The sequence below is a fragment of the Pseudomonas migulae genome (assembly GCF_043225285.1).
Classification (GTDB): domain Bacteria; phylum Pseudomonadota; class Gammaproteobacteria; order Pseudomonadales; family Pseudomonadaceae; genus Aquipseudomonas; species Aquipseudomonas migulae_C.
Genome location: NZ_CP171224.1, coordinates 4,116,428 through 4,139,705, shown reverse-complemented (window position 1 = coordinate 4,139,705; position 23,278 = coordinate 4,116,428). Strand labels below are relative to the sequence as shown.

19 protein-coding genes and 2 tRNA genes are annotated in these 23,278 nt (G+C 60.7%); 17 read left to right on the top strand and 4 right to left on the bottom strand.

Annotated features, from left to right (window positions below; all coding sequences use genetic code 11):
• Window positions 1–132: 132 nt before the first annotated feature.
• From ACF6ZU_RS18925 to pdeM, 10 genes are all read left to right on the top strand, one after another.
• A complete protein-coding gene (locus ACF6ZU_RS18925) occupies window positions 133–2,583 on the top strand; it encodes a penicillin acylase family protein (protein WP_392885942.1) in 2,451 nt (816 codons plus the stop codon).
• 200 nt (window positions 2,584–2,783) lie between these two features.
• Entirely contained in the window at window positions 2,784–3,818 is a 1,035-nt protein-coding gene (locus tag ACF6ZU_RS18920) for a ligase-associated DNA damage response exonuclease (RefSeq protein WP_392885940.1), read from the top strand.
• Complete coding sequence (locus ACF6ZU_RS18915; protein ID WP_392885938.1) at window positions 3,815–5,503, top strand: ATP-dependent DNA ligase; 1,689 nt, start codon at window positions 3,815–3,817, stop codon at window positions 5,501–5,503. Before ACF6ZU_RS18920 ends, ACF6ZU_RS18915 begins: the two co-directional genes overlap by 4 nt.
• Window positions 5,504–5,810: 307 nt before the next feature.
• Window positions 5,811–6,593 carry a transporter substrate-binding domain-containing protein gene (locus ACF6ZU_RS18910; RefSeq protein ID WP_392885936.1) on the top strand — a complete coding sequence of 261 codons (783 nt, stop codon included), beginning with the start codon at window positions 5,811–5,813 and terminating at the stop codon, window positions 6,591–6,593.
• A 56-nt stretch (window positions 6,594–6,649) separates the two neighbouring features.
• Entirely contained in the window at window positions 6,650–7,378 is a 729-nt protein-coding gene (locus tag ACF6ZU_RS18905) for an ABC transporter permease (protein ID WP_392885934.1), read from the top strand.
• Window positions 7,375–8,085, top strand: coding sequence for an ABC transporter permease (locus tag ACF6ZU_RS18900; protein ID WP_392885932.1), 711 nt, complete (start codon window positions 7,375–7,377; stop codon window positions 8,083–8,085). The genes ACF6ZU_RS18905 and ACF6ZU_RS18900 overlap by 4 nt, the downstream gene beginning before the upstream one ends.
• Before the next feature lie 24 nt (window positions 8,086–8,109).
• A complete protein-coding gene (locus ACF6ZU_RS18895) occupies window positions 8,110–9,228 on the top strand; it encodes a succinylglutamate desuccinylase/aspartoacylase family protein (RefSeq protein ID WP_392885929.1) in 1,119 nt (372 codons plus the stop codon).
• Window positions 9,229–9,241: 13 nt separating this feature from the next.
• The gene (locus tag ACF6ZU_RS18890; RefSeq protein WP_392885927.1) at window positions 9,242–10,006 is read left to right on the top strand and encodes an ABC transporter ATP-binding protein; all 765 of its coding nucleotides are present in this window, start codon (window positions 9,242–9,244) and stop codon (window positions 10,004–10,006) included.
• A 241-nt stretch (window positions 10,007–10,247) separates the two neighbouring features.
• The gene (locus ACF6ZU_RS18885; RefSeq protein WP_392885925.1) at window positions 10,248–12,731 is read left to right on the top strand and encodes a ligase-associated DNA damage response DEXH box helicase; all 2,484 of its coding nucleotides are present in this window, start codon (window positions 10,248–10,250) and stop codon (window positions 12,729–12,731) included.
• Window positions 12,731–13,387 carry a ligase-associated DNA damage response endonuclease PdeM gene (gene pdeM / locus ACF6ZU_RS18880; RefSeq protein ID WP_392885923.1) on the top strand — a complete coding sequence of 219 codons (657 nt, stop codon included), beginning with the start codon at window positions 12,731–12,733 and terminating at the stop codon, window positions 13,385–13,387. The genes ACF6ZU_RS18885 and pdeM overlap by 1 nt, the downstream gene beginning before the upstream one ends.
• Before the next feature lie 127 nt (window positions 13,388–13,514).
• Here pdeM and ACF6ZU_RS18875 read toward each other — a convergent pair whose 3' ends face one another.
• Both ACF6ZU_RS18875 and dcd read right to left on the bottom strand, forming a co-directional pair.
• Window positions 13,515–13,724, bottom strand: coding sequence for a hypothetical protein (locus ACF6ZU_RS18875; protein WP_084321795.1), 210 nt, complete (start codon window positions 13,722–13,724; stop codon window positions 13,515–13,517).
• A 107-nt stretch (window positions 13,725–13,831) separates the two neighbouring features.
• The gene (gene dcd / locus ACF6ZU_RS18870) at window positions 13,832–14,398 is read right to left on the bottom strand and encodes a dCTP deaminase (protein WP_150604965.1); all 567 of its coding nucleotides are present in this window, start codon (window positions 14,396–14,398) and stop codon (window positions 13,832–13,834) included.
• A gap of 353 nt (window positions 14,399–14,751) precedes the next feature.
• Between dcd and ACF6ZU_RS18865 the strand changes: the two genes are divergently transcribed.
• Window positions 14,752–14,961: a cold-shock protein gene (locus ACF6ZU_RS18865; protein WP_002554837.1), complete on the top strand. Its 210-nt coding sequence runs from the start codon at window positions 14,752–14,754 to the stop codon at window positions 14,959–14,961.
• 113 nt (window positions 14,962–15,074) lie between these two features.
• On the opposite strand, the gene ACF6ZU_RS18860 is transcribed toward ACF6ZU_RS18865, so the two are convergent.
• Entirely contained in the window at window positions 15,075–16,082 is a 1,008-nt protein-coding gene (locus tag ACF6ZU_RS18860) for a DUF481 domain-containing protein (protein ID WP_392885877.1), read from the bottom strand.
• A gap of 253 nt (window positions 16,083–16,335) precedes the next feature.
• Here ACF6ZU_RS18860 and ACF6ZU_RS18855 point away from each other — a divergent pair, with 253 nt between their 5' ends.
• From ACF6ZU_RS18855 to ACF6ZU_RS18840, 4 genes are all read left to right on the top strand, one after another.
• On the top strand, window positions 16,336–16,689 hold the full coding sequence (locus ACF6ZU_RS18855; protein ID WP_392885875.1) for an MGMT family protein: 354 nt from the start codon (window positions 16,336–16,338) through the stop codon (window positions 16,687–16,689).
• Between the two features lie 43 nt (window positions 16,690–16,732).
• Window positions 16,733–18,292, top strand: a complete 1,560-nt coding sequence (locus ACF6ZU_RS18850; protein ID WP_392885874.1) for an AmpG family muropeptide MFS transporter — start codon at window positions 16,733–16,735, stop codon at window positions 18,290–18,292.
• A gap of 130 nt (window positions 18,293–18,422) precedes the next feature.
• Window positions 18,423–20,138, top strand: a complete 1,716-nt coding sequence (locus ACF6ZU_RS18845) for a proline--tRNA ligase (RefSeq protein ID WP_392885873.1) — start codon at window positions 18,423–18,425, stop codon at window positions 20,136–20,138.
• A 17-nt stretch (window positions 20,139–20,155) separates the two neighbouring features.
• The gene (locus ACF6ZU_RS18840; protein ID WP_392885872.1) at window positions 20,156–21,109 is read left to right on the top strand and encodes a hypothetical protein; all 954 of its coding nucleotides are present in this window, start codon (window positions 20,156–20,158) and stop codon (window positions 21,107–21,109) included.
• Between the two features lie 99 nt (window positions 21,110–21,208).
• Here the strand turns inward: ACF6ZU_RS18840 and dinB are convergent, their stop codons facing one another.
• Window positions 21,209–22,270, bottom strand: coding sequence for a DNA polymerase IV (dinB, locus tag ACF6ZU_RS18835; protein WP_392885870.1), 1,062 nt, complete (start codon window positions 22,268–22,270; stop codon window positions 21,209–21,211).
• Window positions 22,271–22,571: 301 nt separating this feature from the next.
• Between dinB and ACF6ZU_RS18830 the strand changes: the two genes are divergently transcribed.
• Window positions 22,572–22,648: transfer RNA gene (locus tag ACF6ZU_RS18830), tRNA-Met, on the top strand.
• 317 nt (window positions 22,649–22,965) lie between these two features.
• Window positions 22,966–23,042, top strand: a tRNA-Met gene (locus tag ACF6ZU_RS18825).
• Window positions 23,043–23,278: the final 236 nt, after the last annotated feature.

The window sequence follows — 23,278 nt, the reverse complement described above, 5'->3', positions numbered from 1 at the left end:
ACCGGACGATGGCAGCGATTGTTGTTCGTTCGGCAGACAAATCCTGAAATAACCCTGCCCCCCGCTTGCGCGCCCACCTCCTGCTCTCTAACGTAGCGCCTTTACTGACGCTACCCCCGCAGGAGCTTTGCCATGGCCTCGCCAGCCCTCACACATTTTCTTCCCCGGTTCGGCGTTGCCGCAGCAGTGGCCGGTGTTTTGAGCCTGACCGGTTGTCAGTCTTTCAACGCCAAGGACACCCTCCCGCCCACCACCGGCGTGCAGCCGCTCAAGGGCCTGGCGCAAAACGTTTCGGTCCGCCGCAATGCCATGGGCATGCCGTTGATCGAAAGCAGCAGCTTCCACGACGCGCTGTTCACCCTCGGTTACGTGCACGCGAGCGACCGCATCACGCAAATGGTCACCCTGCGCCTGTTGGCCCAGGGCCGTTTGTCGGAGATGTCCGGAGCGGACCTGCTCGATGCCGACCGCTACATGCGCGCCGTCAACCTGAAGAAAAGCGCCGGCGAGCTGTACAAGGCATCGTCGCCGCGCCTCAAACGCTTCTTCGAGGTCTATGCCCGCGGGGTCAACGCGTACCTGTTCCGCTACCGCGACAAACTCCCCGCCGACCTCGCCGCCACTGGCTACAAGCCTGAATACTGGCAGCCGGAAGATTCGGCGCTGATTTTCTGCCTGCTGAACTTCAGCCAGGCGGCGAACCTGCCCGAAGAGATTTCCTCGCTGGTGCTGGCGCAGACCGTGACCACGGACAAACTCGCCTGGCTGACGCCGTCCGCACCGGACGAAAAACTGCCGGTGGCCGAAGCCGAAAAACTTCAGGGCCTCAAGCTCAACGGCGCCATTCCCGGGCTCGCCGACATCAGCAAGGCTACCGCTCAGCTGTCCGAGCTGAATCTGCTGACGGCCGCTTCCTCGAACAACTGGGCGATTGCCCCGCAACGCAGCCGCAGCGGCAAAAGCCTGCTGGCCAGCGACAGCCATGGCCCGCTGGGCGTGCCGTCGTTGTTCAGCTACGTGCAGATTCGTGCGCCGAAGTATCAGGCGTCCGGCGTGACCATCGCCGGTTTGCCGATGGTGCTGGGCGGTTTCAACGGCAAGGTGGCGTGGAGCATGACCTCGGTCATGGGCGACAACCAGGACCTGTTCCTGGAAAAAATCAAACGCCAGGGCAACGGACTTTCCTACGAAGTCGGCGGCAAATGGCAGCCGGTGATCGTGCGCAACGAAACCTTTTTCATCAAAGGTCGCCAGCCGATTCGCGAAGCGGTGTACGAAACCCGCCACGGCCCGCTGCTCAACAGCGCCAAAGGCACAGCGCTGGATAACGGCCTGGGCCTGGCCTTGCAGACACCGAACTTTACCGACGACAAATCCCTGGACGCGTTTTTCGACCTGTCCCGGGCGCAGAACGTCGAGAAAGCCTCGGACGCCAGCCGTGAAATCCGTGCGATCACCCTGAACCTGGTGTTTGCCGATGCCAGTAACATCGGCTGGCAAGTCACCGGTCGTTACCCGAACCGTCGCGAAGGCGAAGGCCTGTTGCCGTCGCCGGGCTGGGAAGGTCGTTACGATTGGGACGGTTACGCCGACCCGATGCTGCACCCGTACGATCAGGACCCGGCCCAGGGCTGGCTCGGCACCGCCAACCAGCGTGTCATTCCCCATGGCTATGGCATGCAGTTGTCCAATTCGTGGTCGGCACCGGAGCGCGGTGAGCGTCTGGCCGAGCTGGCCGGTGCGGGCAAACAGGACACGCGCAGCGTGATCGCCATGCAATACGACCAGACCACCACCTTCGCCGCCAAACTGAAGAAAATGTTCGAAGCGCCGGGCATGGCCCAGCCGCTGAAGAAGGCGATCGAAGCGCTACCGGTGGCTGATCGCGACAAGGCTCGCGAGGCATTCAGCCGCCTGATGGCGTTTGACGGCAAACTCGCGCCGACCTCTGCCGACGCGGCGATCTACGAGTTGTTCCTGCAGGAAAGCGCCAAGCAAATCTTCCTCGACGAGCTGGGCCCGGAAAGCAGCCCGGCGTGGAAAGCCTTTATCGCCAACGGCAAGTTGTCCTACGCGGCCCAGGCCGATCATCTGCTGGGCCGCGAAGACAGCCCGTTCTGGGATGACGCGCGCACGCCGCAGAAAGAAGACAAACCGGCGATCCTCGCCCGCAGTCTCGCGGCGGCCATCACCGCTGGCGACAGCCAGTTGGGCGGCGCCCACAGCGCGTGGCAGTGGGGCAAGTTGCACCGTTACGAGTGGAAAAATGCCAACGGCCAGACCGTGCGCGGACCGCTCGCGGCGGGTGGCGATCACACCACCTTGAACACGGCGGCGTTCGCCTGGGGTCAGGACTTCAACACCACGCTGGCGCCAGCCATGCGCTTCATCGTCGACTTCGGCCAGGCCGAACCGCTGATGGGCCAGAACGGCACCGGCCAGTCGGGTAACCCGGCGAGCCCGAACTACCTCGACAGCGTTGATCCATGGCTCAAGGGCCAATACGTGAGCCTGCCGATGCAGCCGCAGAACTTTGACAAGGTGTACGGCACCAAGCGATTGACCCTCACACCCGGCAAGTAACCTCGTCTCCCTGTAGGAGCGAGCCTGCTCGCGAAAAACGTCGGTTCAACGCGTTCGTTCAGACAGCACGCGTTATCGTTGACGTCCATCGCGAGCAGGCTCGCTCCTACAGGAGGCAATATTTGCCTGTGAAATCTCGATAGAACTTCTGAGCAAGCGCAAACCTCATAGCTAACAAGTCCCTCCATTTTGGTCACAACATGGACCTTGTTATCGCGCGTCCTGAAGGTTTGTACTGCCCCGCCGGCGATTTCTATATCGACCCGTGGCGGCCGGTCGAGCGTTCGGTCATCACCCACGCCCACGGCGATCATGCTCGTAGCGGCAACCAGCATTATTTGGCGGCCGCGCCCGGCGAAGGGATTTTGCGCGCGCGACTGGGCCAGGACATCAACCTGCAAACCCTGGCCTATGGCGAGCGGCTGCGGCATCACGGTGTCACCCTGAGTTTTCATCCTGCTGGCCACGTGCTCGGCTCGGCGCAGGTGCGCCTGGAATACGGCGGTGAAGTCTGGGTGGCCTCGGGGGATTACAAGATCGAGCCCGACGGGACCTGTGCGCCTTTCGAACCGGTGCGCTGCCACACCTTCATCACCGAATCGACCTTCGGCCTGCCGATCTATCGCTGGCAACCCCAGGCCCAGGTGTTTGCCGAGATCAACCAGTGGTGGCAAGCCAACGCCGCCGAAGACAAGGCCAGCGTGCTGTTTTGCTATTCGTTCGGTAAAGCGCAGCGGATTCTCCACGGTATTGATGAAAGCCTTGGCCCGATTCTGGTGCATGGCGCCGTCGAACCGCTCAACCGGGTGTATCGAGAAAGCGGGGTTTACCTGCCGCCAACGATCTACGCCGGCGAGGTGAAAAAGAGCGACCCGATGATGCGCAAGGCGTTGGTCCTGGCGCCGCCATCGGCAGGCGGCAGCACCTGGATGCGCCGTTTCGGTGACTACAGCGACGCTTTTGCCAGCGGTTGGATGCGCCTGCGCGGCACGCGACGGCGGCGCGGTGTGGACCGTGGTTTCGTGCTGTCCGACCACGCCGACTGGCCGGGCCTGCTCTGGGCGATCGAGCAGACCGGTGCCGAGCGCGTCATGGTCACCCATGGCTCGGTCGCGGTGCTGGTGCGGCATTTGCGCGAGCAAGGCCTTGACGCCCAAGGCTTCACCACCGAGTACGGCGATGATGAGGAAGAGATCGCAACCACCGAGCCTGAGAGCGCCGAGGTGCTGCCATGAAGGCCTTCGCCGAGTTGTACGCCGAACTCGACGCGACCACCTCGAGCAACGCCAAACTGGCGGCGATGCAACATTACTTCGCTCAAGCCGCGCCGGAAGACGCGGCGTGGGCGGTTTACTTCCTCTCCGGCGGACGGCCTCGACAACTGGTGCCGGTGCGCATTCTGCGTGAACTCGCCGTGGCGTATTCGGGCCTGTCGCCGTGGTTGTTCGAAGAGAGTTATCAAGCGGTCGGCGACCTCGCGGAAACCATTTCGCTGGTCCTGCCCGAGACGCCCCACAGCTCCACCGACGGGCTGGCCGTGTGGATCGAAGAGAAACTGCTGCCCCTGCGCGGTGAATCCCCGGAAGTGCTGGCCGCTCGACTGCCCGAACTCTGGTCGCAACTGGACCGCTCTAGCCTGATGCTGTGCATCAAACTGATTACCGGCAGCTTCCGCGTCGGCGTGTCCAAGCTGCTGGTGACCCGTGCCCTGGCGGCCATGGCCCACCTCGACAGCAAGCGCGTGGCCCAGCGGCTGGTGGGTTACACCGACTTGTCCAATCGTCCCGACGCGGCCAGTTACCTGAAGCTGATCGCCGCCGAATCATCCGACGAGCATGCCCAACGCGGCGGTCAGCCCTATCCGTTTTTTCTCGCCCATGCCCTGTCGCAACCGGTCGAGCAGTTCGAAGCGCTGCTCGGTCCCGCCAGCCAGTGGCAAGTGGAATGGAAGTGGGACGGCATCCGCGCGCAGGTGGTCAAGCGCGACGGTCGACTGTGGATCTGGTCGCGGGGCGAAGAGCTGGTCACCGAACGTTTCCCCGAGCTCGACAGCCTGGCGCATTGCCTGCCCGACGGCACGGTGATCGACGGCGAGATCGTCGCTTGGAAAAGCGCTGCGCCGGACACCGAAGACGCCTTCGATCCGCTGACGCCGATGTCACCTTCAGTGCAACCGTTCGCCCTGTTGCAGCAGCGCATCGGCCGTAAGACCCTGGGCAAGAAAATCCTGGATGAAGTGCCGGTGGTGGTCCTCGCCTACGACCTGCTGGAATGGGCCGGCGAAGACTGGCGCAACCAGCCTCAAGCCAAGCGTCGCGCCCAACTGGAACAGGTCATCGCTCAATGCAACAACCCGGTGTTATTGCCCTCCCCGGTGCTGACCGGCGAAGACTGGTTCGACCTCGCTCGCCAACGGGAAGCCTCCCGCAGCCTCGGCGTCGAGGGCATGATGCTCAAGGCCCGGGATGCGCTGTACGGCGTCGGCCGCACCAAAGACATGGGCGTCTGGTGGAAATGGAAAGTCGACCCTTTCAGCGTCGATGCCGTGCTGATCTATGCGCAACGCGGGCATGGCCGCCGGGCCAGCCTCTACAGCGACTACACCTTTGCCGTCTGGGACGGACCGGCCGACGCCAGCGACCGCACGCTGGTGCCTTTCGCCAAAGCTTATTCCGGGCTCACCGACGAGGAAATGCGCCAGGTCGACAGCATCGTGCGCAAGACCACGGTGGAGAAATTCGGCCCGGTCAGCAGCGTGAAACCGAGCCTGGTGTTTGAACTGGGTTTTGAGGGGATTGCCCTGTCCAAGCGCCACAAAAGCGGGATCGCCGTGCGGTTTCCGCGGATGTTGCGGTGGCGGCGGGACAAGACCGTCGAAGAAGCCGACAACCTCGCGACCCTGCAAAATCTGCTGGGTTGACTCGATCCCCTGTAGGAGCCGGCTTGCTGGCGATCGCATCACCGCGGTGTTCCAGAAAGACCGAGTTGATGCGATCGCCAGCAAGCCGGCTCCTACAAAATGCGGTTGTAGATGCTCAATGATGGTGCAGCTCTATCCCGCCGCCCGTTTTCGTGCATAAATCCCGCCCAGCGATTTCTCGAATCACCTTTTAAAACGCTCGTTCGGCAGTGTGGTTCGGAAATTGCTACTTTCATTAGGTCTTACGCTTACCAGTAACAATAATTCTGCGCCACAAGCGCTCATATTGGTTCTTAGGGATTGAATAATGAAAAAAGCATTGCTGACCCTTTCTGCACTGGCATTGTGCGTAGCTGCTGGCTCTGCGCTGGCAAAGGAATACAAGGAACTGCGTTTCGGCGTTGACCCTTCCTACGCACCGTTCGAGTCGAAAGCGGCCGACGGCAGCCTGGTAGGTTTCGATGTCGATCTGGGGAACGCGATTTGCGCCGAGCTGAAGGTCAAGTGCAAATGGGTCGAAAGCGATTTCGACGGCATGATTCCTGGCCTGAAGGCCAATAAATTCGACGGTGTGATCTCTTCGATGACCGTCACCCCGGCCCGCGAAAAAGTCATCGACTTCTCCAGCGAGCTGTTCTCCGGCCCAACCGCTTACGTCTCGAAGAAAGGTTCTGGCATCACCGCAGACGTCGCTTCGCTGAAAGGCAAGACCGTCGGCTACGAGCAAGGCACCATTCAGGAAGCCTACGCCAAGGCCGTTCTGGACAAGGCTGGCGTGAAAACCCAGGCCTATCAGAACCAGGATCAGGTGTATTCCGACCTGACTTCCGGTCGTCTCGACGCCGGTATCCAGGACATGCTGCAAGCCGAACTGGGCTTCCTGAAGTCCCCACAAGGCGCCGACTACGACGTGAGCAAGCCAGTCGACAACGAACTGCTGCCAGCCAAAACAGCGGTCGGTATTAAGAAAGGTAACACTGAGCTGAAAGCGCTTTTGGATAAAGGTATCAAAGCGTTACACGATGATGGCACCTACGCCACCATTCAGAAGAAACACTTTGGCGATCTGAATCTGTACAGCGGCAAATAATGCCCGGCGCCCATCTCGCGATGGGCGCTTTTTTCATCCGATCAGGTTGCTGATTTATGTTCGAAAACCTCTTACAAAATCTGGGGCTCTCCGCCTTCAGCCTCAAGGGCTTCGGTCCGCTGCTGATGGAAGGCACCTGGATGACCATCAAATTATCGGCGATGTCGCTGTTGGTGGCCGTGTTGCTCGGCCTGCTCGGCGCCAGTGCCAAACTGTCCAAGCACAAACTGCTGCGCCTGCCTGCCCAGTGTTACACCACGCTGATTCGCGGCGTGCCGGACCTGGTGCTGATGCTGCTGATTTTCTACAGCCTGCAAACCTGGCTGACGTCGCTCACCGACTACATGGAATGGGAATACATCGAGATCAACCCGTTCAGCGCCGGTGTTCTGACCCTGGGCTTCATCTACGGTGCGTATTTCACCGAAACATTCCGCGGCGCCATCCTCGCCGTGCCTCGCGGGCAGGTTGAAGCGGCCACCGCCTACGGGCTCAAACGCGGCCAGCGCTTCCGGATCGTGGTCTTCCCGCAAATGATGCGCTTTGCCCTGCCGGGGATCGGCAACAACTGGATGGTGATGCTCAAGGCAACCGCGCTGGTGTCGATCATCGGCCTCGCCGACCTGGTCAAGGCTGCCCAGGATGCCGGCAAGAGCACCTACCAGCTGTTTTACTTCCTGGTACTCGCCGCGTTGATCTACCTGGCGATCACCAGTGCCTCCAACTTCATCCTGCGCTGGCTCGAACGCCGCTACGCCGCCGGTTCACGGGAGGCCGTACGATGATCGAACTCCTGCAGGAATACTGGAAAGCCTTCCTCTATACCGACGGCCAGAACATCACCGGCCTGGCCATGACCCTGTGGCTGCTCAGCGCGTCGATCTTCATCGGTTTCCTGGTGTCGATCCCGCTGTCCATCGCCCGGGTGTCGCCGCACTTCTACGTGCGCTGGCCGGTGCAGTTCTACACCTACCTGTTCCGCGGCACGCCGCTCTATATCCAGCTGCTGATCTGCTACACCGGGATCTACAGCCTGGCCGCCGTCCGTGCGCAACCGGTGCTGGATGCGTTCTTTCGCGACGCGATGAACTGCACCATCCTCGCCTTTGCCTTGAACACCTGCGCATACACCACGGAGATTTTCGCCGGGGCGATCCGCAGCATGAACCACGGTGAAGTCGAAGCCGCCAAGGCCTACGGCCTGACCGGCTGGAAGCTGTATGCCTACGTGATCATGCCGTCAGCCCTGCGTCGCTCGTTGCCTTATTACAGCAACGAAGTGATCCTGATGCTGCACTCGACCACCGTAGCGTTCACCGCGACCATCCCGGACATCCTGAAAGTCGCGCGGGACGCCAACTCGGCCACCTTCCTGACCTTCCAGTCGTTCGGCATCGCCGCGCTGATCTACCTGACCGTCACCTTTGCGCTGGTCGGCCTGTTCCGCCTCGCCGAACGCCGCTGGCTGGCCTTCCTCGGGCCTACCCACTAAGGCCCGCTTTAGGGATAAAGAGACATGCACCACCAGAGTCATGACCTGCTGGCCCCGCTGCCGGGGACCGCACGACAGATCCACAGCTTTCACTTCGGGCCGACATCGGCCCAAGGCAAGATCTACATCCAGGCGTCCCTGCACGCCGATGAAATGCCCGGCATGCTGGTCGCCTGGCACCTCAAGCAACGCCTCGCGGAGCTCGAAGCCGCCGGCCGCCTGCGCAGTGAAATCGTGCTGGTGCCCGTCGCCAACCCGGTCGGCCTCGAACAGGTGCTGATGGACGTGCCGCTGGGTCGCTACGAGCTCGAAAGCGGGCAGAACTTCAACCGCTGGTTCGTCGATTTGAGTGAAGAAGTCGGCAACGAGATCGAAGGCCAGCTCGGCGACGACCCGCAGCACAACCTCGAACTGATCCGCACCAGCCTGAGCAACGCCCTGGCCCGGCAGACCGCCAGCACTCAGCTGCAATCCCAGCGCCTGGTCCTGCAACGACTGGCCTGTGACGCCGACATGGTGCTGGACCTGCATTGCGATTTCGAAGCGGTCGCGCACCTCTACACCACGCCCGAGGCCTGGCCTCAGGTCGAACCGCTGGCCCGTTACCTCGGTTCCGAAGCCAGCCTCCTGGCCACCGATTCCGGCGGTCAGTCGTTCGACGAATGTTTCACCCTGCTCTGGTGGCAGTTGAAGGAGCGCTTCGGCGAACACTTCGACATTCCCCTGGGCAGCTTCTCGGTCACGGTCGAATTGCGCGGCCAGGGTGACGTCAATCATCCATTGGCCAGCCTCGATTGCCAGGCATTGCTCGACTACCTGATTCACTTCGGCGCGATTGCCGGCGAGCCAGCGCCACTGCCGGAACTGCCGTATCCCGCCACGCCGCTGGCCGCCGTTGAACCGGTGGCGACGCCCGTGGGCGGTTTGCTGGTGTTCACCGCGCTGCCGGGGGAATACCTGGAAGCCGGGCAACTGATCGCCGAAATCATCGACCCGGTCAACGATAGCGTCACCCCCGTTCATTGCACCGTCGCCGGGCTGATGTACGCCCGTTCGCTGCGGCGCATGGCCACTGCCGGCATGGTGATCGCCCACGTCGCGGGCACCGAAGCCTTTCGCAGCGGCTACCTACTTTCGCCTTGAGGATGCATGCCCCATGTACAAACTGACCATCGAAGGCCTGCATAAAAGCTATGGCGATCACCATGTGCTCAAAGGCGTTTCTCTCAAGGCCAACACCGGCGACGTCATCAGCCTGATCGGCGCCAGCGGCTCGGGCAAATCAACGTTCTTGCGTTGCATCAACTTTCTCGAACAACCCAACGATGGCGCGATGACGCTGGACGGCCAGAACATCCGCATGATCAAGGATCGCCACGGCATGCACGTGGCCGACGCCGATGAACTGCAACGGATCCGCACCCGCCTGGCCATGGTGTTCCAGCATTTCAACCTGTGGAGCCACATGACCGTGCTGGAAAACATCACCATGGCCCCGCGCCGGGTGCTGGGTTGCAGCAAGGAAGAAGCCGAGGACCGCGCCCGTCGCTACCTCGACAAGGTGGGCCTGGCGGCGCGCGTGGCGGACCAGTACCCGGCGTTCCTGTCCGGTGGCCAGCAGCAACGGGTCGCGATTGCCCGTGCGTTGGCGATGGAGCCGGAAGTCATGCTGTTCGACGAACCGACGTCGGCGCTCGACCCGGAGCTGGTGGGTGAAGTGCTGCGGGTGATCCAGGGCCTGGCCGAGGAAGGCCGGACCATGATCATGGTCACCCACGAAATGAGCTTCGCCCGCAAGGTGTCGAGCCAGGTGCTGTTCCTGCACCAGGGCCTGGTCGAGGAAGAAGGCGCGCCGGAAGACGTGCTGGGCAACCCGAAGAGCGAGCGGTTGAAGCAGTTCCTCAGCGGCAACCTCAAGTAACACTCGATCCCTGTGGGAGCCGGCTTGCCGGCGATAGCGATCTTAAGTAACACGCAACCCCTGCTGCTGATCGCGATCCCAAATAACACGCAATCCCTGTAGGAGCCGGCTTGCCGGCGATGGCGATTTCATGGACGCCATCGCCAGCAAGCCGGCTCCTACAGGACCGCGTTTCGTCATTAAACCTTTCGCATGCTGCTGCGGTCACTGAAGGAACACCTTCAGAGCGCACACCGCCGGCATGGGAACCTCACCCGACTACGCAAAGCAGTGGTTCACCGCTCGCGGCTGGAAACCCTTCGCCTTTCAGAAACAGGTATGGGCCGCGGTCAAACTCGGGCAATCCGGGTTGCTGCACGCCAGCACCGGCGCCGGTAAAACCTACGCGGTCTGGTTCGCGGCGCTCAATCGCTTCGCCTCACCCGCTCCAGTCGAACCACCGAAAAAACGCAAACCCCTTGCCCCACCACTGACAGTGCTGTGGATAACCCCCATGCGCGCCCTGGCCGCCGACACCGCTCGCGCACTGCAAGCGCCGTTGCCCGATCTGCAGATCCCGTGGACTGTCGGCCTGCGCACCGGCGACACCAGCAGCAGCGAACGCGCGCGCCAGAGCCGGCGCCTGCCCACGGCCCTGATCACCACGCCGGAGAGCCTCACCCTGATGCTCGCCCGTGCCGACGCGCACACCGCGTTGTCGACCTTGCGAATGGTGGTGGTCGACGAATGGCACGAACTGCTCGGCAACAAGCGCGGCGTCCAACTGCAACTGGCCCTGGCCCGCTTGCGCCGGTGGCATCCGGAGCTGATCGTCTGGGGCGTTTCCGCCACGCTGGGTAATCAGGCCCACGCCGAAGAAGTCCTGATCCCACAGGGCGGTGGCATCAGCGTACAAGGACAAAGTGCAAAGGCGTTGCAGGTCGACACTTTATTACCGCCCGCCATCGAGCGTTTTCCGTGGGCCGGGCATATCGGCTTGAAGATGCTGCCGCAGGTCGTTGCCGAAATCGAATCCAGCCCCAGCAGCCTGGTGTTCACCAACACCCGCGCGCAATCGGAGATCTGGTATCAGGCTTTATTGGAGGCCCGTCCCGACTGGGCGGGGTTGATCGCGCTGCATCACAGCTCACTGTCACGCGATACCCGCGACTGGGTCGAACGCGCACTCAAGGACGGGCAACTCAAAGCGGTGGTCTGCACTTCAAGCCTGGACCTCGGCGTGGACTTCCTGCCGGTGGAACGGGTACTGCAAATCGGCTCGGCCAAAGGCGTCGCACGGCTGATGCAGCGGGCCGGCCGTTCCGGTCATGCACCGGGACACGTGTCGCGGGTGACGCTGGTGCCGACCCACAGTCTGGAATTGATCGAAGCCGCCGCCGCACAAGACGCCGTGGCGCAGCGCCGTATCGAACCCCGTGAATCGCCGCATAAACCCTTGGATGTGCTGGTTCAGCATGTGGTCAGCATGGCGCTGGGCGGCGGATTTCTGCCCGATGATCTGTACGAAGAAGTGCGCGGAGCCTGGGCCTATCGTGATCTCACATTGGAGGAATGGGTCTGGGCGCTGGCGTTCGTACGCCACGGCGGCCTTTCCCTGACAGCGTATCCGGATTACCGCCGGGTCGAGCCGGACGAACAAGGGGTCTGGCGTGTGCCGGATGCGCGATTGGCGCGGCGCCATCGCATGAGCATCGGCACGATTGTCAGCGACGCGAGCATTCAGCTGAAATTCTGGAGCAACGGCGGCGGTGGCAAGCAGTTGGGCAGCGTCGAGGAAGGGTTCATTGCGCGACTCAAACCCGGTGACGGCTTTCTGTTTGCCGGGCGGCTGCTGGAATTGGTGCGGGTGGAAAACATGACCGCCTATGTCAAACGCAGCACCGTGAAGAAAGCCGCGGTGCCCCGCTGGAACGGTGGGCGCATGCCGCTTTCCAGCGAGCTGGCCCAGGCGGTGGTTGCGCGTTTTGGCGCGGCGGCGCACGGCGAGTTCGTTGGCCCTGAAATGCAGGCGGTGCGTCCGCTGCTGGAAGTACAACAGCGCTGGTCCGCACTGCCCACCCCAAAGACATTGCTGGCCGAAGCGCTGAAATCCCGCGAGGGCTGGCACCTGTTCCTCTATCCCTTCGCCGGGCGCCAGGTGCATCTGGGGCTGGCGAGCCTGCTGGCATGGCGGGTCAGCCAGCAACAGGCGGTGACTTTTTCCATCGCGGTCAACGACTATGGCCTGGAATTGCTTAGCGCCACGCCTGTGGACTGGTCCAGTGTCCTGAACCCTAGCCTGCTGAGCGCCGAACATTTATTGAACGACGTACTCGCCAGCCTGAACGCTGGCGAGCTGGCACTACGGCGTTTTCGCGAGATCGCACGGATTGCCGGGTTGGTGTTTGCCGGTTATCCCGGCGCGCCGAAAAGTACACGCCAGGTTCAGGCTTCCAGCGGTCTGTTCTTCGAAGTGTTCAAACAGTACGACGCCGGCAACCTGTTGCTGGCCCAGGCCGGGGAAGAAGTCCTGCGCAACGAACTGGATATTCAACGCCTGGAACAGACGCTGGAGCACATCCGTCAGCTCAGGCTCGACTTGCATACCGTCAAACGTCCTACACCCCTCGGGTTTCCCCTGTTGGTGGAGCGCATGCGCGAAAGCATGAGCTCGGAAAAACTTGCCGACCGCATCAGGCGTATGGTCAGCGACCTTGAGAAAACTGCCGAAACCGGGAAGGCCTGATGAGTACGCCCTACCCGATTCGACTGGCCGGCGAAGAACTGTGGTTGCTCCCGGAAAAAGCCCTGTACTGGCCGGCGCAACAAGCCCTGCTGATCGCCGACGTGCATTTCGGCAAGGCCGCCGCCTATCGCAAACTGGGTCAGCCGGTGCCGCAAGGCACAACGTCGCGAAACATCGCCGTGCTGGATGAATTGCTGGCAGCACTCCCTTGCCGCCAACTGATTTTCCTCGGGGACTTCCTTCACGGGCCGGGTTCCCACGCTAGCGCCACGCTGAACGCGCTGGTTGAATGGCGAGCACGACACAGCGAATTGCCCATGACGCTGATTCGCGGCAATCACGACAAGCGTGCGGGGGATCCGCCCCTGTCGTTGAACATTCGAGTGGTGCCCGAACCTCTTCTGCTGGGACCGTTCGCCTTGCAGCACGAACCTGACCCGCATCCAGAGCGGCATGTACTTGCCGGCCATGTGCACCCGGTTTATCGGCTGAACGGTCGAGGCCGGCAAAGCCTTCGGCTGCCGTGTTTCAGAATGGGGGATGAGATCAGCCTGCTACCGGCCTTCGGCGCATTTACCGGTGGGTATCAGGTTGAACGGGAGGAGAACTGCAGGATTTTCGTCATCGGCGACAACGAAATATGGCCCGTCAGCTGAACGCACCCCCTGTAGGAGCGAGCTTGCTCGCGATGGACTCGAGAACGCCGCGTTCAATCTGAACGCGCGCGTAATCGTTGACGACCATCGCGAGCAAGCCGGTCTCGCTCCTACAAAGGAGATCGGATCACACAACCGGCGCAGGCGGCGGCTCATCCGGCAAGGTCGGCTCGCCCGGTTCGGTCGGTTGTTCGTTCGGGGTATCGGGATCAGGCTGACCGGGGATGCCCCCCGCCATGCTGATGGGCGGATGTGCCAGCAAGGACCAGGCTAAAACGCCAACCTGATTGGGCTCAAGCCTTGCCAGTTCGGCACTTATACGCGGGTCGATCTTCATAGAGCACTCCTGAGCGATGGCCCGATCCGCCTGGCGCGGATCGGAGCAGTACACCCCATAGAGTGTACGCTCGCTCAAGAATTCCCACGGTTGGTCAGACGGTTGACTCAGGTACGTGGCAGGGTCACGCCGCGTTGGCCCTGATACTTGCCGCCACGGTCCTTGTAGGACACTTCGCACTCTTCGTCGGATTCGAGGAACAGCATCTGCGCCACACCTTCGTTGGCGTAGATTTTCGCCGGCAGGTTGGTGGTGTTGGAGAACTCCAGGGTCACGTGACCTTCCCACTCAGGCTCGAGCGGGGTGACGTTGACGATGATCCCGCAGCGGGCGTAGGTGCTCTTGCCCAGGCAGATGGTCAACACGTTGCGCGGAATACGGAAGTACTCGACGGTGCTGGCCAGGGCGAAGGAGTTCGGCGGGATGATGCAGACGTCGCTGTGGATATCGACGAAGCTGCCGGCGTCGAAGTTCTTCGGGTCGACGATGGCCGAATTGATGTTGGTGAACACCTTGAAATGATTGGTGCAGCGAACGTCGTAGCCGTAGCTCGACACGCCGTAGGAGATCACACGGTTATCGTCGTTGCCGCGCACCTGGCGCTCGACGAACGGCTCGATCATGCCGTGTTCCTGCGCCATGCGGCGAATCCACTTGTCCGATTTGATGCTCATGGCGGGTGTCCTGAATAGCGAGGTGGAAAAAATCTGTCCGGCATCTTACCGGGCGCGCGCTTCGGGTTCAAAGTCCGGGTGCAATTCTCGCCGATCCCCCGCAAATTCCGCAGCTTCGGCGCAATACGATGCACCGTCAGTCATGAAAACAGAGAAACCTTCGCAAGAAGCATTGGCACGTTCCGGAAAAAGGGTTAAGGTGGCGCCACTGTGCTGCTTGTGTCACTGAGAATCTCTACACGATATGTTGAATTTCGATCCAACCATCTACAAGAATTTTTCCTGCTCTTTGCACTCAGTCTCGGCCAGGGTTCTTCCTGTGTCGCAGTTATCTTTGTTCAAGGAGTTACACCATGTCTAATCGCCAAACCGGTACCGTTAAGTGGTTCAACGATGAAAAAGGCTTCGGCTTCATCACTCCACAATCCGGTGACGACCTGTTCGTTCACTTCAAAGCTATCCAATCCGACGGCTTCAAAAGCCTGAAAGAAGGCCAACAGGTTTCTTTCATCGCTACCCGCGGTCAGAAAGGCATGCAAGCTGAAGAAGTTCAAGTTATCTAACTTGTACTTGCTTTAGTAAAAAGCCCCGCCCTTAAAAGCGGGGCTTTTTTGTGCCTGGGTGTTTTACAGGCAAAAAAAATCGCAGCCCAATCGCTGCGATTTTTTTTTGCGTCTTACCAGGTCACACCAAATCCAGCGGTGTAACGGGTCTTGTCCAGGTCCGCATCGTCAGTACCGCTGATGATGTCTCGCTCGGCCTTCAGGTTAAGCGACGCCCACTCGGTCACTTTGTAGCGCAAGCCCATCTCGGCATCGAGCGCGTAATCCGCCACGCCGGACAACGGCTTGCCCACCTCGCCATTGGTGAAGAACTCCACCTTCTTGCCGATCAGGTAGCGGTTGTAGTCCCACTTCATCGCCAGGGAATAGAAGTTTTCCTTGCTGCCGTCGGCGAACTGGTAATCCGTGCGGTTGACCAGCGAGCCCAGCGAGAACGCGCCAAGTTCGTCATCCCAGAACTGGTAACCCGGACCGGTACCGACGGTGCGCTGGCGAGACAGGTCTTCAACCTTGTCGCGTTTATAAACCGCACGCCCCTGCCAGAACCATTTCTCGGTCAGGAAGCGGTCGAGGGAGTATTCGGCGCGCCAGTTATCGGTGGTCACCACATCATCCTGGAATTCGCGGTTGTACTCGCCTTCCGCGATATGCCGCCATCTGCCGTGACGCGCCGTGGTCTTGAAATCGATGTCGTAGTCGTCGGTGTCTTTTTCTGCTCGCTGATAATCCAGCGCTGCGTCGATATTGCCTTTCCAGACCAGATCTTCGACCACCGGCTTGGGCTTGAGGATCTGCTGGATACTCGCCAGCTCGACCGTCTTCGGTGCCTCGCCGTTTTCCAGCGTGACCTTGCCGTCATCGGCCGCGTGCAGCGATTTGGCCTTCTCGCCGGTGTAGGCATCCTGCTTGACCAGCAACTCCTGATCGCTTTCCAGGGTCTTGACCTGCTTCCAGTCGATCGGCACCGCGCCGGCGTACTCGGTCTGGATCAACAGCTTGCCGCCGTCGAACAAAGTGATCTTGCCGCTCAGCTTGTCACCGTTCTTCAACCAGACGGTATCGGCAAGCAAGGGCGTGGAGGCACTCAATACAGCGAGGCACAGCAGGGTTCTGGACACCATAAGCAAAGACAGGCTCAAGTTTGCGAAAAAAAGTCGGCATTATCCGCAGGAATAAGGCCCTAGCAAGGACTGACCCGGCTATCTCTATTGAGTTCATTTCTCACTCACTGATCGAGGATTTACCCTACAGACGGTCATCAACCTGTAGGAGCGAGCCTGCTCGCGATAAACTCCAGGTCGACACGTTTTCCCGGACAGTTCGCGTTATCGTTAACGACCATCGCGAGCAGGCTCGCTCCTACAGGGATACCGGATGACCAATGCCAGCGCAGAAACAGAAAGCCCCGCGCAAATCCGACGCACGGCGCTCTATCTCACCCTGGCGCAAGTGCCGGAGGGCAAAGTCGTGAGTTATGGTCAGTTGGCCGAGCTGGCGGGACTGGGTCGTGCTGCGCGCTGGGTCGGTCGAACCCTGAGCCAGTTGCCTGGCGACACCAAGCTGCCCTGGCACCGCGTGCTCGGTGCCGGTGGACGGATCAGCCTGCCGGTGGGCAGCCCTTCGGGGGATGAGCAGCGCGCGCGATTGCGTTCCGAAGGCATCAGTGTCCTGAATAATCGTGTTGATATTCAGCGCCATGGCTGGCGCCCGGTAGAGCACAGCGGTTAGAGTGCGCGCTTTGTTTCCGTAATCTTGAGGCAGACTTCAGCCCATGCCCCGTAAAACCTGGCGCGCCGCGCTCGCCGCCTATGCCAGCCCTTCAACACTTGTGCTGTTGTTGCTTGGTTTCGCCGCCGGCCTGCCCTACATGCTGGTGTTTTCGACTCTGTCAGTCTGGTTGCGTGAAGCCGGTGTGGCTCGCGAAACCATCGGCTATGCAAGCCTGATCGGCCTGGCGTACGCCTTTAAATGGGTCTGGTCGCCGCTGCTCGACCAATGGCGCCTGCCGCTGCTCGGCAAACTCGGCCGTCGACGCTCATGGCTGGTGCTTTCCCAGGCACTGGTAATCCTCGGCTTGATCGGGATGGGTTTCTGCGACCCGCAAAAACACCTGTCCTGGCTCATCGCCATTGCCGTAGTCGTGGCTTTCGCCTCGGCGACGCAAGACATCGCGGTCGACGCCTATCGTCTGGAAATCGCCGACGACACCCGCCAGGCCGCCCTCGCCGCCAGCTACATGTCCGGCTATCGGATTGCGGCCCTGCTGGCCACCGCCGGCGCGCTGTTCTTTGCCGAAGGTTTCGGCTCCACCGGTTTCAACTACAAGCATTCAGCATGGGCCGGCACCTACCTGCTGTTTGGCGCACTGATGGTTCCGGCGTTGCTGACCTCATTTTTCATGCGCGAACCGCCCGTGCCGCTGCGCACTCAACTGCAGGCCGGACGCTACAGCTTTGTGCATCAACTGGCCTCGGTGTTCGTGCTGATCGTGTTGCTGGTGTCCGTGCCGGCCATGTTCACCCAGCTCTACAACACCGATTTCGCCAGCGTGCTGTTCGAAGGCGTGAGCCTGCTCGACCTGCTGCTCGAAGACCGCGCGTTCCTGCGGGCAATCCTTTACACCACGCTGACGGCCATGTGCCTGTCCGCCATGGGTCGACGCGGCCTCGCGCCAGTGCTGACGCCGGTCAACGACTTCATTCTGCGTTACCGCTGGCAAGCGCTGCTGTTGCTCGGGCTGATCGCCACGTACCGGATGTCCGATACGGTGATGGGCGTGATGGCCAACGTGTTCTACATCGACCAAGGGTTCACCAAGGATCAGATCGCCAGCGTCAGCAAGATCTTCGGCCTGATCATGACCCTGGTCGGCGCTGGCATGGGCGGCCTGCTGATCGTGCGCTTCGGCATCCTGCCAATTCTGTTCATCGGAGGTGTGGCGTCAGCGGGCACCAACCTGCTGTTCCTGATGCTCGCCGACATGGGCGCCAACCTGAACATGTTGATCCTGACCATTTCCCTGGACAACTTCAGCTCGGGCCTCGCGACTTCGGCGTTCGTCGCCTACCTGTCGAGCCTGACCAACCTCAAGTTCTCCGCCACCCAATACGCCCTGCTCAGCTCGATCATGCTCCTGCTGCCACGTCTGATCGGCGGCTATTCAGGGGTCATGGTGGAAAAATTCGGTTACCACAACTTCTTCCTGATCACTGCATTGCTGGGCGTTCCGACACTGTTGCTGATCGCCTTGCACTGGTTCCAGGAGAGCCGCCGCGAAGGCCCGACCCCAAAGCCTGAGCCGGTTCCAGCCCAGGTCGCGGAAGAATCGTAGGAAGCGTCCGAAAGGGCGTGGAGATTCCCGCCCTGCTGCCACACCACCGACCGCGCGCCTGTACGCCAGCAGATCTCGCCCGTACAATGCTCCGTCATTTCTCGTCATCAGCAACCGACAACGGCCAACCATGCGCACCAGTCAATTTTTGCTCGCCACACAGAAAGAAACACCTTCCGACGCGGTCGTGATCAGCCATCAGCTGATGCTGCGCGCCGGCATGATCCGCAAACTCGCCTCGGGCCTGTATACCTGGCTGCCGATGGGCTTGCGAGTGATGCGCAAGGTCGAAGCCGTCGTTCGTGAAGAAATGAACGCCGCGGGTTCTCTCGAAGTGTTGATGCCGAGTACTCAACCGTCTGAGCTGTGGCAGGAATCCGGTCGCTGGGAAGAATACGGCCCTGAATTGCTGCGTTTCAAGGATCGCCACGGCCGCGACTTCTGCGCCGGCCCGACTCACGAAGAAGTGATCACCGACCTGATGCGCAACGAGTTGAGCAGCTACAAGCAGCTGCCGATCAACCTGTATCAGATCCAGACCAAATTCCGTGACGAAATCCGCCCACGCTTCGGTTTGATGCGCGGCCGCGAATTCATCATGAAGGACGCCTACTCGTTCCACGCTGACCAGCCTTCGCTGCAGATCACCTACGACCGCATGCACCAGGCGTACTGCAACGTGTTCACCCGCCTGGGCCTGAAATTCCGCCCGGTTGAAGCGGACAACGGCTCCATCGGCGGCGCCGGCTCCCACGAATTCCACGTCCTGGCCGAATCCGGCGAAGACGATATCGTCTTCAGCAACGGTTCCGACTACGCGGCGAATATCGAGAAAGCCGAAGCCGTACCGCGTGAAACCTCCCGCGCCGCGCCGGCTGAACAGATGCGCCTGGTCGACACCCCAGACACCAAGACCATCGCCGCGCTGGTGGAAAAATTCAATCTGCCGATTGAAAAGACCATCAAGACCCTGGTGGTTCACGCCGAAGAGAAAGGCAAGCTGATTGCCCTGATCATCCGTGGCGACCACGAGCTGAACGAAATCAAGGCCGCCAACCAGCCTGGCGTTGCCAGCCCGCTGGTCATGGCGTCCGAAAGCGAACTGCGTGACGCCATTGGCGCCGGCGCCGGTTCCCTCGGCCCGCTGAACCTGCCGCTGCCGATCATCATCGACCGTTCCGTCGAGCTGATGAGCGACTTCGGTATCGGTGCGAACATCGACGACAAGCACTACTTCGGCGTGAACTGGGAGCGTGACCTGCCGGTTCCGACCGTGGCGGACCTGCGCAACGTCGTGGCCGGCGACCCGAGCCCGGACGGCAAAGGCACCCTGGAAATCAAGCGCGGCATCGAAGTCGGGCACATCTTCCAGCTGGGCAACAAGTACAGCAAAGCGATGAAGTGCGAAGTGCTGGGCGAGAACGGCAAGCCGGTGACTCTGGAAATGGGTTGCTACGGCATCGGCGTTTCCCGCGTGGTGGCTGCGGCCATCGAGCAGAACAACGACGCCAACGGGATCATCTGGAGCGACACACTGGCGCCCTTCCAGGTTGCCCTGGTGCCGCTGCGCTACGAAACCGAACAGGTTCGCGAAGCGACCGACAAGCTGTACGCCGAATTGACTGCGGCCGGCTTCGAAGTGCTGCTGGACGATCGCGACAAGAAAACCAGCCCGGGCATCAAGTTCGCGGACATGGAGCTGATCGGCATTCCTCACCGGATCGTGGTCAGTGACCGCGGCCTGGCCGAAGGCAATCTGGAATACAAGAGCCGCACCGAGCCCGAGGCGCAAGCGCTGCCGGTCGCTGACGTGCTGTCCTTCCTCCAGGCCCGTATCCGCCGCTGACACCAGATAGAGAAGTCATGTTCAAGCGAAACACCTTAGGCCTCGGTGGTGCCGCCCTGTGCGGCACCCTGCTGGTCAGCGGCTGCGCCAATCACATGTCGCAACGCAGCGAGCACGAGGAACGTGTCGAGCGCAAACTGCTCGATCACAGCCTGCAGATCGATGTCGGCGAGCCCAAGGTGCTTGAGCTGCCGCAACGTCGGGTGAAGATCCACGAGCAGAAGACCTTCGAGGTCACCGAGTTCGAAGTCACCCGGCATTACGATCGCTACACGCCTTACCAACCCTGGCGGGAGATCTACGAGATACCGCTGGGCGCGGTGGCCGTGGTGGCGGGTGTCGGCGCGAACGTGGTCAACGTGTTCGCCCTCGGCAACCTGCCGGATAGCGTGACCAAGGACTGGTTCAGTTACGGCTTCGCCGGGCTCAACCCGTTCATGAACGCGCCGTCCCATGGTCGCGCACAGCAGAACCTCGCGGGTATCGACGAAGTTCAGCTCGACAAGCGCACCGAATACTCGAGCCTGCCCTGGAGCGAGCGTCCGGTGGAGGTCAAGGCCGGCAAGGAAACCTTCGAGCTGAGCACCGACAAAAACGGTGTGTTGCGCCTGAACCTGCTGGACAGCCCGTTCGCCGAACACGACATCAATCACCTCAGCCGGTTGCTGATCCGGGTCGAAGATGGTCAGGACGATGTGCACACGGACTCGACCCTGGCGGTCAGCAGTTCGCTGCGCGGCAAGCTGCTCGAGGCCCATGGGCTGATTTACGACGACCTTGAAGATGACGAAGTGAGCCAGTGGGTGCACCGGGTCAAGCGTCTGTCTGAGCTGGGTCTGGAAGAAGAGGCCAGTGAGCTGGAGCAGAGTTTGATCGAGCTGACGCGTAACGATCCTGAGTTGCAGACCGAATTCCTCAAGTCGCTGACCAAGGATGCCGGGCGGCTCGTCGCGGATCCAGGACCGAACTAAATCCCCTGTAGGAGCGAGCTTGCTCGCGATGGTGTGTCAGTTGACGACGACGTGTCTGATACTCCATCGCGAGCAAGCTCGCTCCTACAGAAGGTGCGACTACCGCTCAAACAACTCCATCTGCTCAAACCCACCCCGCAAATCCTCCAGCCTCACCCCGACCCCCAACAACCGCACCGGCTTGCCCCCGCGATTGAATGCCTGGGTCAGCAGCAGCTGATAACTCCCCAAATCCCGCCCTGCCCCGGCCTGCTCCAGCGTAGTCTGGGTAAAGTCATGGAATTTCACTTTGACGAATGGCTTGCCCGGCCGATAACTGCTGTCGATACGCGCCATGCGGCCCGCCAGGGTTTCCAGCAACTCGGGTAATTTATCCAGGCAACTCACCAGATCCGGCAAATCCACGTCGTAGGTGTTTTCGACACTGATCGATTGCCGGCGGCTGTCGTTGTGCACCAAGCGCTCATCAATCCCACGGGCCAGGCTCCATAGTCGCTCGCCAAAACTGCCGAATTCACGCACCAGTGCCAACTTGTCCCACTCGCGCAAATGCGAGCAATCGACAATGCCAAGCCTGCCCAGCTTGTCGGCGGTAACTTTGCCCACGCCGTGCAGCTTGCTGACAGGCAAACCGCTGACAAAATCCTCGACCTGATCCGGCGTGATGACGAACAAGCCATTCGGTTTCTTCCAGTCACTGGCGATCTTGGCCAGGAATTTGTTCGGCGCCACGCCGGCGGAAACCGTGATGTGCAATTGATTGGACACGCGACGACGGATGTCCTGGGCAATTCGCGTGGCGCTGCCGCCGAAATGCGCACTGTCCGACACGTCGAGGTAGGCCTCGTCGAGGGAAAGCGGCTCGATCAGGTCGGTGTAATCGCGAAAGATCGTATGAATTTCCTTCGACGCTTCCCGGTAGGCATCCATGCGCGGCTTGACGATGGTCAGGTCCGGGCACAGCTTCAAGGCATGCCCGGACGACATCGCCGAACGAACGCCATAGGCGCGAGCTTCATAGTTGCAGGTGGCAATCACCCCGCGCCGATCCGCCGAACCGCCCACCGCCAGGGGTTTGCCAGCCAGGCGCGGGTCGTCACGCATCTCGATGGCGGCATAGAAGCAGTCACAATCGACGTGGATGATTTTTCGCTGGGTCATATAAAAGCGGTGTTCATGGCGAAGAAAAGGAGTCAGGGCCTGCCGGACCGGCAGTATCTCACTGACACCTGTATATAGCACCAGTAGTCAGTATGTTCTTTCCGAGCGGTAGGAAAAGTTACTGATGAATTTATTTTCTCAATCGAAAGCGGACCTACGATAGAGCTGCAACCCTTGCCGCGCTTGACTTACAGCCGGTTACATCGCCGACTATTCAAGCTAAGCGATTGAACCTGAACAGGTTTTATCCGGATTGAAGGTTGACAGGTCAGCGATCCTCTGTAGAATGCCGACACACAGACGCGGGATGGAGCAGTCTGGTAGCTCGTCGGGCTCATAACCCGAAGGTCGTCGGTTCAAATCCGGCTCCCGCAACCAAACATCAAAAAAGGCTACTCGAAAGAGTGGCCTTTTTTGTGCGCGCAAAGAAAACAGCCACTCCACTGTAGGAGCGAGCTTGCTCGCAATGGTCGTTAACGATAACGCGTTAAATCAGATACCCCGTGTCGCCCTTGGGTTTTTCGCGAGCAGGCTCGCTCCTACAGGTGCGTGTTACGCCAGAAACGAGAAATCGTTCTGATTCCGAAACTTAACGCTCCCCTGCGACCGTTCGCCGCTTATTTACGCTTATTTGACCCTGCGCCGGATTAACGGTTGACACACCGGCGTATCTCTATAGAATGCCGCCACACAGACGCGGGATGGAGCAGTCTGGTAGCTCGTCGGGCTCATAACCCGAAGGTCGTCGGTTCAAATCCGGCTCCCGCAACCAAACATCAAAAAAGGCTACTCGAAAGAGTGGCCTTTTTTGTATCTGTTGAAAAAGTCCTTTCGCAACAATGACCTGTCACTCTGTAGTGAAGCGTTCGGGATCAACAAAGCGCTGAGATCAGACTATGCTGAATCGCAGACAGAACCCGCCACGACTGATGGCACGCCATCGCCGACAAACGGTGAGAGGCGTTAATATTTGTGATTATTTTTTTCTACAGGGATTGGTAACTTGGC